Genomic DNA, 17,116 nt, shown 5'->3' on the forward strand with positions numbered 1-17,116 from the left:
ATATTAGCGTCGGTGTAATTCTTCCCTGTATATATCCTTGCGCCTTGCATTTAAAAGGGGCAGCTCTCTGCGCACCTTATCTGCATATTTTAAATCAATCTCATGTATCATATACCCTTCTTTTTCATCCATTTCACCGATAATATTCCCCCATGGAGAAACTAAAAGGCTGTGTCCCCACGAAACATATTCTGCACTTTCATCTCTGGCATCTGATGTTCCCACAACAAAACACTGATTATCCAAAGCTCTGCTGCGAAACAGAAGCTCCCAGTGTGCCGGCCCTGTCGTCATATTAAACGCTGCCGGCACAAAAATAACTCTTGCGCCTTGTTCTACCATCATCCTGCTTAATTCCGGGAAACGGAGATCGTAACAAATGCACAGTCCCATCTTTCCAAACTCTGTTTCAAAAACGGTACAGGAATCTCCTGCTGTCAGTGTATCTGATTCTTTAAAATACTGGCCGCCTTCTATGTCTATATCAAAAAGGTGGGCTTTCCTGTGTTTCGCTATCTGCTTTCCTTTCCGGTCAAATATATATGCAGTATTATAGATTCTGCCAGCTTCATCCTTCTCCGGCATAGAGCCCGCAGACAGATATACATGATATTGCTTTGCCAGAGCGCTGCAGATTTCCCAGCTTTCTGTCCCTTCTTTCTCCGCATAGTCTGGAAATTTCTGTGTCACATAGGGACAGTTAAACATTTCTCCCAAAGCAATCATATCCACCTGCTCTTGTTCTATCCGCTTCATGTAATCTTCCAGCTGCCTGAGATTCTTTTTCTTTTCTTCATACACATGCATCTGAAATTGTGCGATTTTCATAGTGGCTCTCCCTTTCCTACATATGTCGCTTTTCCTGCATTTTCCAATACACTTTTTCTGCTGTAATCGGCAGTTCTCGTTCTATTACTCCGACTGCATTCTGAATCGCATTTGAAATCGCCGGCGAGGGAGTGTTGATCACAATTTCTCCAATGGATTTTGCCCCGAACGGGCCTGTCGGCTCATAACTACTTTCAAACTCTACCCGAATGGTTCCGACATCCAGACGGCTTGGAATTTTGTATTGCATAAAGGAATTACTGTAGTTCTTTCCTTTTTCACTGTACACAACATCCTCATACAATGCCATGCCGATTCCCTGGGAAATTCCGCCTTCTACCTGAACGCGTGCCAAGTTTGGATTTACGACCGTTCCACAATCCACAACCGCCACATAATCAATCGGTTCTACAACGCCGGTTTCTTTGTCGATCTCTACCTCTGCCATACCAACCATAAACGGAGGCGGTGAAATAGGAGAAGAAAATGCTTCACTTGCCGACAGCGCCTCCTCATTGCTGCACATGACACGGTTTCCGATTTCTGCGCGTGTAATTGATTCTCCTGTTCCTAAATTTGTCACCTTTTGTCCGTCAAACTCTGCCTCTTCTACGGAACAGCCCAGGTACTGTGCTCCACGCGCACATATCTTCTGACGCAGCATTTCACATGTCTTTACAACCGCCATTCCCGTTACATAGGTTGTACTTGAGGCATAAGAACCACAATCATAGGGGGAAGAATCTGTGTCTACTCCGTGTACTATAATTTCCTGCATGTCACATTCCAGGCACTCTGCTGCCATCTGCGCCAGAATCGTGTCACATCCGGTTCCCATATCTGTCGCACCAATCATCAAGCTGTAAAACCCATCATCATTTACTTTGATTGCCACAGATGCTGTGTCTACCCCAGAGATTCCTGAACCCTGCATCGCCATGGCGACGCCTACGCCCCGCACTTTTCCATTGCCCATATCTCTGCACGGATATTTCTCCTTCCATCCAATCATCTCTTTCGCACGTGCCATGCACCTGTCCAGCGCACAGCTATTCGCTGTCTCTCCATAGTACGCTGGCATTTTCTGTCCTTCCCGCACCATATTCTTCTCACGCAATACAGTAGGATCCATGCCAAGCATCTCCGCCAGCTCATTCACCGCAGATTCCACAGCAAAGATTCCCTGTGTAGCACCATATCCCCTGTATGCCCCCGCAGACATAACATGCGTGTAGACAACATCATAAACGAAACGAAATGCCTCTGCTTTTCCATACAACGGTATAGATTTGTGTCCAGACAAGCCTACTGTCGTCGGTCCATGTTCTCCAAACGCACCTGTATTCGACAGCGTATATAAATCAATTCCCCTGATCGTCCCGTCTTTGTCTGCGCCCAGACGGACATGCATTTCCATCTCATGCCGCGGAGAGGACGCTGTCAGCGATTCTTCTCTTGTATAGACAATCTTCGCAGGTTTTCCCGTCTTCCATGTCACAAGCGCTGGATATACCTCTGATACAGATGTCTGCTTCGCACCGAATCCTCCGCCGATTCGTGGTTTTATCACACGTACTTTGGACTTCGGTATATCCAAAGCATTTGCGAGTATCCTCCGGATATGAAACGGAACCTGCGTAGAAGAGACGATATTGAGTCTTCCATAGGCATCCATATATGTATACGTGCGGAATGTCTCCATCATTGCTTGTTGATTTGCCTTTGTATGATACACCCGATCTACTACATAATCGCAGGATTTTAACACTGCTTCGATATTTCCTTCTGCACTCACCTCATGGGCGCACAGATTACGGGTGTTATCTGCCCCCACCGGACACAGACTCCTCCAGTTTTCTTCAGGATGTACTAGTATCGGGTTATCCTTTGCCTTCCGGAAATCCAAAACAGGCTCAAGCACTTCGTATTTTACCTTTACCAGCTTCATAGCCTTGACAACCGCTTCTTCGCTTGTCCCTGCCACGATAGCCACTGCATCCCCTACAAAGCGGACTCTCTCATCCAGAATCAACCGATCATAAGGGCTTGGCTCCGGATATGTCTGCCCTGCCATCGTAAATCGTTTGTCTGGACAGTCCTTATAAGTTAAAATACATTCAATTCCCTGTACTGCCAATGCCTGGTTTACATTTATCTCTTTGATCAAGGCATGTGCATGAGGACTTCTGATAACTTTTACAACCAGGCAGTCCGACGGTGCCAGATCATTCGTATATACCGCCTTTCCCGTCACCAACGCCTTATAATCTACCTTTCTTACCGGCTGGTTTACTGTTCTCATGCGCTCACCTCCATGCTGCTTTCCTTGTCCTCCAGCGTTTTTGCTGCCTGAGAGCTTTGCATATATTTCTGTATTGCGCGGAGCTGCCCCATATATCCGGTACATCTGCACAGATTGCCGGAAAGGTATTCTTTGATTTCGTCGACAGATGGATTTTTCAATTCCCGAAACATAGCCAGTACATTCATAATAAAGCCTGGCGAACAAAACCCACACTGCTCTGCCCCTTCATCTGCAAGAAAAGCGCCGAATGCGGCGGCCTCTTTTTCCACGCCTTCCAGTGTTGTAATCTCACATCCTTCTACTGACGCTGCAAGAACCGAACAAGAAAGCCGAGATTTTCCGTCTATCCAGACCGTACACAATCCGCAATTTGTCGTCTCACACCCACATTTTACACTGCGGCAGCCCAGATTTCTTAAAACATCCAGGAGAATTGTATCACCGCCCGCTTCCACCGTTACCTGCTTTCCATTCAATCTAAACTGTACTTCCATCTGTTAATCCTCCGATAAAACCGCACGCATTGCGCGCCGGATTAGTACTTCTGCCAAGTGCCTGCGGTAGGCGGCACTTCCCCTCATATTAGAACCATAATCAAATTCTTCCGCCGCCTGTCTGGCAAGCTGTTCCAGCTGTTCATCGTCTGCATCCTTTGGTACTTTCCATTGTTTTTCAAGCAGCGCTGCCTTCATCGGACGCGCCCCAATAGAAAAATACCAGGATTCCTGTCCATTTACGATACCAGTCACTACTGCACAGGCCAGAACTGGAAAATCTGTCTTTGTCTGTCTTACCGATTCATAGTGAAATTTTCTCTTGCTCTTTCTGATAATAATAGAAACCAGAATATCTTTGTCCTTTTTTCGGTTTACGAATTCTGAAAGCCGAATTGTTCCGCCGTCATATAGCTCTACAAAAGTATCCAGAGCAAGCAGCGCTGTCAACACATCTGAAAAGCCATACCTGCCATAAATGCTGCCTCCGACAGTCGCCTGATTGCGAAACTGTACTCCGACAATGTGACGGACAGCCTCCGCAATCCCCTCTCCGTACATTTCCTTTAATCCTTCACATTCTTCTAACTGGCGCAATGTACACATTGCCCCGATTCGAAACACGTGAGCTGTCTCCTCAATCTGATCCAGCCCCAGCCCTGACAAGTCTATAATTGTCTTTACTCTCGCATTTCCAAGACGCAGCCACATCATTCCCCCCATTATACGGCTGTTTCTGGCCTGGTTGAGCTCATATGCCTCCTCCAGAGTTTTCGGTTTTACATAATTACTAATAGTAAGCAAAACACTTCTCCTTTCCTCCTGTGGTCCCACATTATCCTGACAACGTTCCAATTTCATCAAAAAAGGTGCAAATGCAATCTCTGTCATTCGCACCTCGTAAGCGTAGTCATTCTAACACAGTTCTAAAAAAATGTCAAAATATTTCGCCTATTCATCTTTCTATTTCACTTTCAGATTTCCACTTCTTCTTTATAGGGGATAGAAGGAGCCGCGCCTTTCCTGGATACTGCGATTGCCGATGCCTTGGCGCATCGCAGCAGCGTATCCGGGATGGACTTTCCTTCTAAAAGCCCAGCCACAAAATATCCGGTAAAAGTATCTCCTGCGGCAGTCGTATCCACTGCCTTTACTTTGATAATCTCCTGTGCATAACGTTCCTCTTTGTACTGGTAAACAGAGCCGTCGCTCCCCAAAGTAAGGACAACCTGCGCTTCTGGATATGTTTTTTTCATACAGGAGAGAATCTTTTCTGGTTCCCTCTCCCCGGTCATCTGCTCTCCTTCCACCTCATTCATAAGAAAAATGGAAATTTTCGACATATCACAAACAGACAATGCATTGTCAAATGGAGAAGGATTTAAAATAATCGTCATTCCCTTCTCATATGCCCGGTCAATGATGACATCCAGCAGGTTAATTTCATTTTGCAAAAGAAGAATATCCCCTCTGTCAAAATCCGTCAGAACGGTATCGATAAACTCCTCTGTCATTTCCCGGTTTGTCCCGCCGTAGAGAAGGATGCAGTTTTGCGCTGTCTTATCCACCTGGATAATAGTGTGTCCACTCTTTCCCGGCAGCATACGGATATAGGAGGTATCCACATGGTTTTTACGGCACAAATCCAGAAATGCCTCTCCATCTTCTCCGATCTGCCCGGCATGATACACCGGTACCCCGGCCTTTGCCAGGGCAATAGACTGGTTTAATCCTTTTCCTCCAAAGAAACGCTCCATCCCCAGAGAAGCAAGCGTCTCACCGGCGCGCACCATATGCTCCACCTGGTAAACATAATCATAATTCAAAGAGCCAAAATTCAATACTTTCACCGTCTACATTCCTTTCTGTTTTACAAAACTAAACGCCTGCTTTTTGTACCGGTTAAGCTTTCTTATATCTCAAGCGCCACCTTTATCATATCATTAAAAGAGGTCTGTCTCTCCTGAGCAGTACATTTCTCCCCAGTCAACAGGTGGTCACTGACTGTCAGCATCGTCAATGCCTCTACATGATGTTTTGCTGCCAATGTATACAGTTCACATGTTTCCATATCCACCGCCGCAATCCCATAGGAGGCCAGCAGGCTGTTCTTCTGTTGTGCGTTGTCGTCATAAAACTTATCACTTGTGAAAATGTTACTCACAATGGCAGGCACTTTTTTCTCCATGGCGATCTCATATGCCCGCTTTAACAGACTAAAACTCGCTGTGGGAGCAAATGAAATACTTCCGAAGCGGTCTTTATTCATATTAGAGTCTGTGGTAGAGCCCATAGCAATGACAACGTCTTTTAAGTATACATCCTCGCGCAGACTTCCACAAGTCCCAACGCGAATAAATTTTTTTACTTTATATACTTCCATCAGTTCATTTGCATAAATGTGCATGGACGGCATCCCCATCCCTGTTCCCTGAACCGACACTTTTTCTCCCTTGTAAGTCCCCGTATATCCGAACATCCCTCGTACATCATTATAGCAGACTGCATTCTCAAGAAAATTCTCCGCGATAAATTTCGCGCGCAGCGGGTCTCCCGGAAGCAGTATCTTCTCCGCAATATCGCCGATCTCGGCGCGGTTGTGTGGTGTTCCCATCTTCCTTCCTCCTTCTTTAAAACAGTTCCGTCTGTTCTCGCTTATTGGGCAATACTGTCTGAAAGCAAACTTTCTATTTTCCTTCTAAATCTTTCGCTACCTGCTGTATGATTTTCTCAAACTCTCCCTCAAAAATTTTCATAGAACAGGAAAACATCAAATTGCAGGGATAGTTAAAATTCTCTACGTTGCTGCCTGTCTGCTCCCTGAACTCCCCTTCTGCTCCAAAGTTGGGAATCCGTTCAACAAGAGGGGATGTATCTTTCATATATCCATACAGCTTCTTACCAAGCTGGAAGCCCATGCCGCACTCGAATCCAACATCGTTATTGACCTCATATCCACGATAATCATTTAGATCTGCAATAATGACGTCACAGTTTCTCACATGCTGCTGGTAGTTGTCAAAGATATTGGAGGCCCAGGTATAGGGATTGTCCGTCTCTATCTTCTCCACTCCCGGCGCCTGATCCATCGGAGTTACCACATTCAGTCCATATTTTTTGCAGATTTCCTTCCTCTTTGCGAAAACATCTTCTGCATCATCACGATAACGTCCCACACCTGCCAGGTAGATAAGTGGCGCATCTTCTTTCTTTACTGTCCGAGTCTTGGAATAATCTACATAGTAGCCTCTGTCCGCTTTACGCTTGTACTCTTCCTCCACATCACGTACCATCATTTTCAGACAATCGTCAAAATCTCCTTCGATGATCTTCGTAGAACCAATAATGGACGGTGCAAACGGCAAAGCCAGATACATGCCCTTGTTCCCCAGTTCATCCTCCGCTTCTTTTCCATTCAAGAAAGCATTGACATTCTTTGTGGCAAAGCTCCTCTTATCTCTGGTGTATCCATAACACTTTGCTCCCTTGGCATATGCCATCCCAATCTCATAGACAGTGCCGCTGTCCGGCTCTGCACCCCTGTATGCCTCCAGATCAGCAATGATCGCCGTCGTATCCAGCATTACCTTTTCAAGATTTGCAAAGATACTGTCTGCCCGTTTCTGAAGGTCCGGGTTTTCCATATCCAACGGGTCACTGTTCGGCAAAGTCACCGAACAGCCAACTGCCTCTGCTCTTGCCTTCATCGCTCCCAACGCATCATAACCATAGGTGTAAAAGCACTCCGGACCGGCAATATAAATTGCTTCTTTCTCCATCATTTTATGCTGATATCTATACATTATCCACCTCTGTCTTTATTTTAGTACTAAGTCAAGCAACAATTTTAAAAATCTGCCACAGTCTGCTTTCTTCCCTACATTTACAAGCGGAAGCTGCTCCCATACAAAGTGATGTCTTCTGTCAATCACTGTCATACCAAGTGTCAAACCATCTTTCGTCTCCACACCCACATGAGCCTTTATCGTCTCCACAAGGGTCGGATCTATGGCATAGGCAACTGCCATACAGTCAATAACTGTGCAGTACGCACCGAACCCTCTGCCTCTTACAAAGTGGATGGCATTTGCCAGAAACGCCGCCTCTTTTTTGTCACTCTTTTCTAATTTCTGAATCTCTTCCTCTGTAAAATCTACATCAAAATACGTCGCTACATCCAGTCCCAGGGCCGTCAGCTTCACGCCAGATTCATATACTACCTTCGCCGCTTCCGGATCCACATACACGTTCCATTCACTCTGGGGGGTATCTCCTGTCGCATTCATAAATGCATAGTCATTGAGTCCAAACATACCGGAAATCGCGATGATTTCCGGTATCATCTCTTTGATTTCCGGAGCTTTACGCATTGCCATAGCAATATTGCTCATAGGTCCTGTTGCAATGAGGGTCACTTCCCCTGGATGTTGCTTCACCTCTTTAATAATGAAATCCACAGCATCCAAATCAGACAATGCCATCCTTGGCTCTGGGAGGTTTGCTTCCGCCTGCCCGTCCTTTCCATGCGTAAAAGGATCACCTGGTGAATTGCGTATAATAGGATTTGCCATTCCTCTGGCAACCGGTATCTCCGTCTTGTCTAAAAGCTCCAGTACCTTTCTTGCATTCTTCTGTGTCACATCAACCGGATAGTTTCCGTTTACTGCTGTAATTCCAAGTACATCCAACTCCGGAGATTTCACTGCCATGACAATCGCCATAGAGTCATCCATGCCCGGATCGCAGTCTAATATTATTTTCTTCATTTCCTTCGCCTCCTTTAGTCACTTTGTACCTTGACATAAAATTCCCGGTTCCTAGGTCCATCAAATTCCAGGAAGTAAATGTGCTGGGAGCCGCCCAGCAAAAGTTTTCCACCCGTTACGATAAAGCTTAAGGACACGCCAAACATCGCACATTTGATATGTCCTGCCGCATCCTGTGGAGTGTCGTGCTGGTGTTTGAAATCCACTCTAGTTGGCACCAGTCTGCGGATCTCATCATCCAAGTCTAGGAAACCGTCCGGATCCCATGGGGAAAATACCGTCATTCCCGCCGTCGAATGGGTATTGTACACGATACAGGTTCCTTCCTTTACTTTGCTCTCCTCCACAGTCTTAAGGACCTGCTCTGTAATGTCGTACACGTCATTATACCTGGTCTCTATTTTAAAATTCTTCAGCATCCTTCTACTCCTTTATTTCCTTAATCCAAGATAATCTCACTGTTGATGACTCCTGCGCCGCCTTGGGCGAAAGACCAGTCGCCTTCACAGCCTCTGCCATATTTCTCCCCGATAAGTTCTGAAATATAAGCAGCAATGAGGCATACCGGAGCAAAGTGTGTAAGCGGCATGAGAATCTGTGCCTCCGGTTTTGGCACTTTGATGTAAACAGCTTCCTCACTGTCAAAATCTAAAGCTCCCCCATCGGTAATAACCACCAGAGGACGATGCAGGACGTTCGCATATTTCACCAGTTCTTTAGAGCGACTATGAGCCGGGTTAGTAGTATTGGCAACCACAACCGTTCCCATATGCTTTGCATCTCTTGCAAAGAAGTTTAAGTGGAACCACTCTTCTGTGTTAATATGCATAACAAACTTTCCGGTCGCTTCCAAAATTTTCGCCTGTCCGAACCATGCAGTGGCATAGTCGAAGCCTCCGCCCACAAAATCATAACACGGAAAATCTTTCCATTTTTCTGCCACCTTGAAGCACACTTCATCCATCTCAGGAAGTAGTTTTTTTAGTTCTTCTCCCTGGCGTTTCATTTCTTCCCTGTACTGCATCGCTGTGTCCATAGTATAGTTCATCCGTACCTCTCCGAAACGAATGGCAAGCAGCAGAAGTGACATGACACTCACCATGTAACTCCTCGTTCCCGGCGCTCCCTCGAAAGGCGGGATATTCAGCTTCAATATTTTATCGGAGTTTTTCCCCAGTGGGGACTCTTCATTTCCTGTCACACCTAGTACAAAGCAGCCATACTTCCTGGCTCTCTGTACTGCCTCGGCTACCCGCGCCCCGGTTCCCGAGTTGCTGACTGCGATGACAAGAGGATTTCTGCAATCTACCCCCATGTGTCTCTTACAGTAATATCTTCCAAGCTCCAATGCAGTCACAACCTCTGTAGGAATTCCAGTCAGCATCTCAAAGGCATGCTTCGTCGCCATCGTCGCAGCATAGGAATCTCCGCATCCGGTCAGAACGATCCTCTGGATGTTAAAGATTTCTTGAAAGGAAAGAACCGTTCTTGTCTTTGGCTCCAAATCTTCATATTGTTCCTCTATCAGCCTTGGCAGGCTCATCACCTGTCTACTCATGGGATTACTCTTTTTCTCCATACATTTGCTCCTTTTCCATGTCGGGATACCAATAGCGTTTCCCCATATTCTTTTTTTGTTTATCCATTGCATTTAAGACTGCACAGCCTTCCAGTGCAATATCAATGGCAGAGCCATGTCCGCTTCCCGCCTGAAACCTTTCCCCAGTGCATAAGTTGTCTGCCACCGAGCAGACAGAGCCGCCTCTCCTTCCAAAAAGTGCGGAGAGTGTCACAATCGCCGCAGACTCCCTATCGCCGTTTAGGACGCCCGCCCGGTTATAAATACCTGCAAATTCTATATTCCACGGCTGTAAATATCCACCCACGCCAGGACGCCCTCCTCCGATAAAATCACTGTCCACCGACACAGTAAGCCCTACATGGTAAGATGCCTCTAGTTGTTCCGCTGCCTGCACCATAGCGCTCACTACTTCATAGCTGCTCACTGCCGGATACACTGCTGGAACATACGCTTTTGTCATTCCCTCTTCGCGCACCACACCACTAGAGATAACAATATCTCCAGGTTTCACTTCATCCCCGATTCCGCCGGATCCTCCTACCCTTAAAAAGGTATGCGCATCCGTATATTCCATATAATCATAGAGAAGAAGCTCCACCTCCGGAGAGCCACTGCCCCCACTTACCACGCTGATCTTTGCTCCTTTATACATCCCTGTATAGCTGGTAAACATCCCAGACTGCCCGATGAGTTCAGCATTTTCCAGCTTGTCCGCAATCATGCGTGCCGGATCTTTATCGTAGGCACATAAGGGATCCCGCACTGTTACCAATACAAAATCTCCCGCTTTCTCTGGGTCTATCTGTGTCATAGCAGGTTTCCCATCGATCACCAGGCCCCTCTCCGGCACATTCTGATAATATTCATATATTTCGTGCATTTTCTGAATAGATTTTTTTGCACGTATTTTATCACTCAGCATATCTTACACCTCAATTCCTGCTTTTCTACACGCTTCTCTGCGCATTTCTTCGGTTATCTCTTCCGGTACTCCATGCTGGGAGATACACATTGCCGCGGAGATACTTCCCATTTTTCCGCAGGTCTTCGGGCTGTATCCGTTCACTAACCCACACAGAACTCCGCCGGTGGAACTATTGCCTCCGCCTGTAGGATCTTCTACCTTTACATTCGGCATAGACCCTACTTCCACAATCTCATTCCTGGAAATCATAACTGCTCCCTTCGCACCCTGCCGCAGAAAAATCAATTCCAGTCCCCAACCTTTCAAACATTCAATGACTTTCTCGCGAGAATTTGTCCCAAACAGGTTTTTCGCCTCCGTTATATTGATAGAGAATGCATCCATCTGTTTCGCGATTTTTTCCACTTTTTCCAGGTTTTCTGGAAATGCAGCATCTGCTGCAATCTCCCATATCGCTTTGCCTTTATAACCTCTATGGGCTTTCAATGTCTCTGTCCAGAACAATTCATCTGTATTCTTAAAAATGTAGACGCCGTCGAACGCATCGAACACAGACTGCATTTCCTCCCCTGTAGTTTCCAGTTTCTGAAAATGAGCAAGTCCGTAACGAGGTGTTTCCTCTCGTTCGCCGTCCTCAAAATACTGAATCAATGTCCAAGGTGATTTTTCATCTTTTATCTTCATTCTATCCATGGAAATGTGGTTCTTTTCATACCATGCCCCGTGAATGGTGCGGTAGTCCTCTCCTACTCCAGTCACAATCTGCACATCATTCTCCCAGAGCCGAATCCCACACATAGCATAGATTCCAGCACCGCCAGGAACGATTCTTTCTCTGCCGTCTGGGAAATGAATCTCATCTGTCGCCACCGCGGATATTACTGCATACTTCATTATCTATCCTCCCTGCCTGCCACAATAAAGCTGTCGCAGGTCATAGTCCCGCCGGAAATCATAAAGCCTGCCCCGCCTTCTGTATACGTGTCATCTTTGACTTCCAGTATCGTCTCTCCGTTCACGTCCAGCCGCAGAATATTCTGATACGCGGAGAATTTTAGACGGTAGCCTTCGTCCTCCACGTAAGAGTAATCCACTTCGCCGAGCACCTTCTTCTCACGATCCTTCACCAGTATAATCTGTGCTTTCTTCCAGCCACCTAAAAGCGCGGCATAGAAGCGTCTATGTCCCACGCTCCTTAACACCATACCGCCTTCCTTGTGAAGGCTGAAATAGAGCTTCGACTCCACACTGTAATCTTTCCACTCTTTGCTTCCGATAGTGACTACACCATCATCCTCCACATTAGATACGCAGTACGTTCTCTTAAAGTCCGCTGCAAACTGTACTGCAGAGCTGGCAAATCCAGCCAACCACAATGGGTTGGTATTCCAAATGGAATTCATAAGCATTCCACGCTGTGCAAAATCTGTCGGAGCTCCGTTCCAGTCTATCTTATGCAGGATGACCGCGCCGTCAAATCGGGCGTCACTTAAAATCTGATACCCCAGTTTAAAAATAGACATTCCTTTTGTATCCGGTACCTGCCAGATGAACTCCTGTTTTTCCTTTCCTATCTGCCATTCTTCCCCGTATTTTACCTGTACCATATTGTCGATATCATAATATAGAATATACGGACGTACACGGATGTCCTTCCTGTCTTTACTCTTTTCTTCCAGGCTTATCTCGGTATGTACAACCTGTGAAGAATACAGTGTCGGAGATGCCACCGTAGAAAAATTCTGCGCCAGCTTGGAAAAATCGATAAAGACCTGAGTCGCCACATTGCCGGTCACTCCCTTTGCCACATGTACACATTCCACACGTAGTCCATTCTCTCCTGATATTTCATTCTCATTTAAAATCCGCACATCTGCCGCATCCAACGTGTGATATTCACACTTCAAAAAGCCCTGGGTGCTTCCCGGATATTCAAAGGTGTAGCGCTCTTTGGATGGTATATACTCCTCTCCTGCCATCTTCGCCGCTGTGAAAGCAATTTTCTTTGTCTCCAGTACCGCATCAGTTACAACAGAACCGCCATCAGATGTCACTACATACATGGAATCGGAAACCGGACCTCTAAAATCTGCTCCCGCGTTGATTCCCTCGATTCCCAGACGGATTCCATTAAGCGCGCCCACATTGCCTGCATTACAGTCTGTATCCCATGCCGCAGAAGATGCAATGGTAATAGACTTCTGGAAATCATCTCCGCCCAGGATAATAGATGCAATGACCATCACGTGGTTTGGTACCATATGGCAGCACCCCGGATATACTTCATATCCATATTTCGGATCCAGATAAGCGCGTACCTTTCGCCAGTCTTTTTCCTTCGAACAGATGTCCCGTACATCCGCAATAATTGTCTTTAACTCTTCGTTTTCTATGTAAGCAGACGCTTTATCGAGAAGGACATCTATATCTTTTTCTTCAAAAGCAAGTGCCTCCAGAGCTGCCAAATGGCATGCTGCATCCACTGCCAGCCCGTCATGACTGACACTGGCGGCCGCGCGTACTAGCTTCACTGCTGTCTTGGGGTCGTTGGGGCATGCCATCGCAATAGCATCTATGAATATCTGCGCGCCGATCTGCTCTGCCAGAGTCTTTCCATTGACTGCGATAGAACCACTCATAGGAGCCTCAATCCCATTTTTCAGATTCAAAAAAGCGGTATGTTCTGTAGAACGACCCAGACCTCCCCACCAGAGGATCGTCTTGTTCTCTATGATATAGTTAAGCCATGTCCTTCCAAATTCCTCCGCAGTAGTATCTTTCTTAAAGCCATTGTCCGCAATGGCACGGAAAAAGGCGAAAGTACCGGAAATATCATCATCCGCCACGATCAACGGTACTCCCACTTTGTCATGCACATAGTAGGAGACTTCTCCGAAAGTGTCCTGTATCTTCTGATAACTCCACCCCTCCACAGGTCTACCCAAATAGACGCCGAGGATTTTCCCTAGAACTCCCGCATAGATTTGATTTTCATACTGTTTTATACTCATTTCACACTCTCCTGTCAAAAAATCATACCCTAAAGGGCATACCGTAATACATTCCCTTCGGGAGGGCAGGCTTCGCCTGATAAGGTATATATATTCAGAGTCTTGTCACTGAGAATCCGTCACCTAGGATTGCACCGGAATCCACCACATACCCTGCCTGTCCGCACTGGTATGTACTGTCCTTCGCGCGAACAACCGGTACATCATCTACAAGGAGTTCCAGACAGTCCCCTTTTACTTTGAAGGTCAGTCTGTAAGTCTGATCTATCTGATAGTCATAGGGTATCTCTGCCAAAGTCTCCCGTTTCTCATTTTTCTGACGATAGATTCTGGCAACTCCTTCTGTGAATACCGCGCCGTAATACTGACGGTGTCCCTTTGCTCTGGCTACGAGTCCGGCAAGGCTTTGTTGTGAGAAAGTGATGACAGAAGACACCGCATAGTCGTCCCAGTCGCTAGTTCCCGTCGCCGCCACTCCGTTTGCATATTCATGGCAGATAGAGAAAGTTACAGTATAATCCGGATTAAAATGATCTGCCGAGGAGACAAAAGTCTTCAGCCATGCTGTGGTAGTCGTCCACGGAGTCAGAGTCGGTGTCATCTCCATAGAGCGTCCCATCTTATAGCAAATTGGTGCATTGCTCCAATCCAATGTTTTTAAAATAATACTTCCGTCTAAACGTTCTTCACTAGTCAGACAGATTCCCAGACGGTAAATAGCATGTCCCTTTGTGTCCGGCACTTCCCAGATAATTTCGTTCTCTCCGCGTTTCAGCGCCGTCTTTTCTCCATAGCACATGTCCAACTCATCCTTCTCGTCAAAATACTGAATAAAGAATCGGAAAACAGGATTTTTTTCCTCCTGTGCCTTTACAACCGCCTTCACCTCTTGCCCGCTGTAGAGAGTCGGGGAACAAAGCACATCAAAGTAGCTGGTTCCTTCCTTACCCTTGGGCTTTAAGTCGATAAAAGTATCTACACAACAAGAAGCGTGCACGCCCTTTCCTAGACCTGTATAGGAAATCCGGCATCCATATTCGCCGGTTGTCTCATAACTATTCTCAATACCAGAGAGTACCTGCTCCTCCACATTGCCGTCAAAAGGGACTACCCCCTGTACACTGCCTGGGTATTCAAAAGCATACCGTTCCTTAGGAATGGTGATTTCTTCCCCTTTCAGCGCCGCAGCGGCACGGACAATCTTTCTTGTCTCTAAGACCGCATCGGAAATAGTCTCCCCGCTGTCACTAGTCACCACATACAGCCTATCTGCCACAGGTTTCCGGATGTCCGCCCCTTTCTCAAACCCGTCGAGTCCCAGACGGATACCGTTTAAGCAGCCTACATTTCCAGAGTTACAATCCGTATCCCATCCGGCAGAGCAGGCAATCATACAAGATTTTGCAAAATCATCACCGCCCATGATGAATGACATAAGAAGAGTCAGGTGATTCGTCACCATAGGACAGTTTCCAGGATATTTGTCATATCCGTGCTCTTTAGCTATCCATGCTCTTACTTCCTGCCAGTCCTTCGCCTCTCTGCACCTTCTGCGTAGTTCTGCGACCAAATCTTTGAAAAATGTATTGTCTATATATTTCAGCCCCTCGTCCAGCAGACGATCCACGTCTTTTTCCTCAAAGGCTAAAGACTCCATGACTGCCAGATAAACTGCTGCATCGACAGCAAGCCCGTCGTGGCTGACACTGGCTGCCCTTCTCGCCATGTCAGCCGTTCTTTCAGGGTTATTTGGATTTACAAGCGCCCATGTATCAATAAAAATTTCTGAGCCAATCTGCTCTGACATACTTTTTCCATTTAACTTTTCGCTTCCACTTTCCGGCGCTTTGATACCATTTTTCAATCTTATGTATGCTGTATGCTCTGTACTCCTGCATAGACCGCCCCACCAGAGAATCGTCTCATTTTCCACAATATAATTGAGCCAGGCATTTCCAATCTCCTCCGCGGAAATATCCGGATCATATCCTGTGTCTTCCAGAGCACGGAAAAACGCGAAGGTACCAGAAATATCATCGTCCGGTACAATCAAAGGGGCTCCTGTCTTATGGTTCTTATAGTAGTAAATTTCACCGAAGGTATCCCGAATCTTTTCAAAGGTCCAGCCTTCCACCGGCCTTCCCAGATAAACACCAATGATCTTTCCAAGAACTCCGGCATAAATGCTATTTTGATACTGTTTAATACTCATGTCATCCTCCTTTTATTTTTCAGTCTTATTCTATACCTTGTCGGGCGAAGCCCGCCATCCCGAAGGGAATGTATTACGGTATGCCCTTTAGGGTATGCAGGACTCTGGATGTTCACATGACAATACCTGCATGTTGCACAAATCTCTATCCCTTTACCGCGCCGCTGACCATACCGTCTACAAAGTATCTCTGTGTACAGAGGAAGAATACAATAATTGGCCCAATCAAGGTAAACGCTGCCGCCATCATAATTCCCATGTCAGAGCCGTAGGACCCGTTCATGGCAAGGAAGCCTAATGTAGCGGTAAAGTTTTTCGCCCCTTGCAGGAAAGTCGAGGAAATCAGATATTCATTCCAAGATTGCAGTCCCACCAGAATTGCCACCGTAATGAGTCCAGGCGATACCACCGGACGCATAATATGCCAAATAACCTGCCGTGTCCCCGCCCCATCAATACGTGCCGACTCTTCTAACTCCCTCGGTACATTGAGGAAGTAAGTCCGCATAAGGAATACAGACAGGGGCATGTACAGAGCCGCCAAGATAACACTGGTCGCCGGTATATTTCCAATCAAGTTCAAATTCGCATATACGTAGTAGAGTGGGAACAAGAACAACTGAATCGGTACTGTCATCGCCATCATAAAATACATCAGAACTGCTCCACTCCCCTTGATACGTTTGCCGGAGAGTACATATCCCGCCAGACTCGCTGTAATCAGGATAATGATAACCGTACAGCCGGTCAGCTTGATACTGTTGATAAAACCCACAGAGAAGTTGCCGGTCTCCCACGCTGAAATGTAGTTTTCCAGATGGAGTACCACTGGAATAGAGAGGGGATTTGCCACAATCTCTGCGTTTTCTTTAAAGCTGTTGATAAATACCAGTGCAATCGGTGCAAGGCATATTACCGCCAGGATTAAGAGGACAATATGGATAATCAAATTTACACCGATTTTTTTCTTTTTCGAAGCCGCTGCCATTCTTC

The 17,116-nt window shown here is 46.4% G+C and carries 15 protein-coding genes; all 15 read right to left on the reverse strand.

Annotated elements, in window-relative coordinates; all coding sequences use genetic code 11:
* Positions 1-3: 3 nt before the first annotated feature.
* Complete coding sequence (locus tag H8S37_RS15440) at positions 4-828, reverse strand: carbon-nitrogen hydrolase family protein (RefSeq protein ID WP_186876964.1); 825 nt, start codon at positions 826-828, stop codon at positions 4-6.
* A 16-nt stretch (positions 829-844) separates the two neighbouring features.
* Positions 845-3,130, reverse strand: a complete 2,286-nt coding sequence (locus H8S37_RS15445) for a xanthine dehydrogenase family protein molybdopterin-binding subunit (protein WP_186876965.1) — start codon at positions 3,128-3,130, stop codon at positions 845-847.
* Positions 3,127-3,627 carry a (2Fe-2S)-binding protein gene (locus H8S37_RS15450; RefSeq protein WP_186876966.1) on the reverse strand — a complete coding sequence of 167 codons (501 nt, stop codon included), beginning with the start codon at positions 3,625-3,627 and terminating at the stop codon, positions 3,127-3,129. Before H8S37_RS15450 ends, H8S37_RS15445 begins: the two co-directional genes overlap by 4 nt.
* 3 nt (positions 3,628-3,630) lie before the next feature.
* Positions 3,631-4,431, reverse strand: a complete 801-nt coding sequence (locus H8S37_RS15455; protein WP_186877042.1) for an FAD binding domain-containing protein — start codon at positions 4,429-4,431, stop codon at positions 3,631-3,633.
* A gap of 170 nt (positions 4,432-4,601) precedes the next feature.
* On the reverse strand, positions 4,602-5,477 hold the full coding sequence (locus H8S37_RS15460; RefSeq protein ID WP_186876967.1) for a ribokinase: 876 nt from the start codon (positions 5,475-5,477) through the stop codon (positions 4,602-4,604).
* Positions 5,478-5,539: 62 nt separating this feature from the next.
* On the reverse strand, positions 5,540-6,241 hold the full coding sequence (deoD, locus tag H8S37_RS15465) for a purine-nucleoside phosphorylase (RefSeq protein ID WP_186876968.1): 702 nt from the start codon (positions 6,239-6,241) through the stop codon (positions 5,540-5,542).
* Between the two features lie 73 nt (positions 6,242-6,314).
* Complete coding sequence (locus H8S37_RS15470; RefSeq protein WP_186876969.1) at positions 6,315-7,430, reverse strand: nucleoside 2-deoxyribosyltransferase; 1,116 nt, start codon at positions 7,428-7,430, stop codon at positions 6,315-6,317.
* Between the two features lie 15 nt (positions 7,431-7,445).
* Positions 7,446-8,393 carry a nucleoside hydrolase gene (locus tag H8S37_RS15475; protein WP_186876970.1) on the reverse strand — a complete coding sequence of 316 codons (948 nt, stop codon included), beginning with the start codon at positions 8,391-8,393 and terminating at the stop codon, positions 7,446-7,448.
* 14 nt (positions 8,394-8,407) lie between these two features.
* Positions 8,408-8,812: a secondary thiamine-phosphate synthase enzyme YjbQ gene (locus H8S37_RS15480; protein WP_186876971.1), complete on the reverse strand. Its 405-nt coding sequence runs from the start codon at positions 8,810-8,812 to the stop codon at positions 8,408-8,410.
* A gap of 20 nt (positions 8,813-8,832) precedes the next feature.
* On the reverse strand, positions 8,833-9,972 hold the full coding sequence (locus H8S37_RS15485) for an SIS domain-containing protein (protein WP_186876972.1): 1,140 nt from the start codon (positions 9,970-9,972) through the stop codon (positions 8,833-8,835).
* Entirely contained in the window at positions 9,956-10,897 is a 942-nt protein-coding gene (locus H8S37_RS15490) for a nucleoside phosphorylase (RefSeq protein ID WP_186876973.1), read from the reverse strand. Before H8S37_RS15490 ends, H8S37_RS15485 begins: the two co-directional genes overlap by 17 nt.
* A gap of 3 nt (positions 10,898-10,900) precedes the next feature.
* Positions 10,901-11,794 carry a carbohydrate kinase family protein gene (locus tag H8S37_RS15495; protein ID WP_186876974.1) on the reverse strand — a complete coding sequence of 298 codons (894 nt, stop codon included), beginning with the start codon at positions 11,792-11,794 and terminating at the stop codon, positions 10,901-10,903.
* Positions 11,794-13,911, reverse strand: coding sequence for an ADP-ribosylglycohydrolase family protein (locus H8S37_RS15500; RefSeq protein WP_186876975.1), 2,118 nt, complete (start codon positions 13,909-13,911; stop codon positions 11,794-11,796). Before H8S37_RS15500 ends, H8S37_RS15495 begins: the two co-directional genes overlap by 1 nt.
* Before the next feature lie 94 nt (positions 13,912-14,005).
* Entirely contained in the window at positions 14,006-16,123 is a 2,118-nt protein-coding gene (locus H8S37_RS15505) for an ADP-ribosylglycohydrolase family protein (protein ID WP_186876976.1), read from the reverse strand.
* A 145-nt stretch (positions 16,124-16,268) separates the two neighbouring features.
* Positions 16,269-17,111 (reverse strand): carbohydrate ABC transporter permease, encoded by an 843-nt coding sequence (locus tag H8S37_RS15510; protein WP_186876977.1) that lies wholly within the window; start codon positions 17,109-17,111, stop codon positions 16,269-16,271.
* Positions 17,112-17,116: the final 5 nt, after the last annotated feature.

Origin of the sequence: Mediterraneibacter hominis (genome assembly GCF_014287475.1) — a bacterium.
GTDB lineage: Bacteria > Bacillota > Clostridia > Lachnospirales > Lachnospiraceae > Mediterraneibacter > Mediterraneibacter hominis.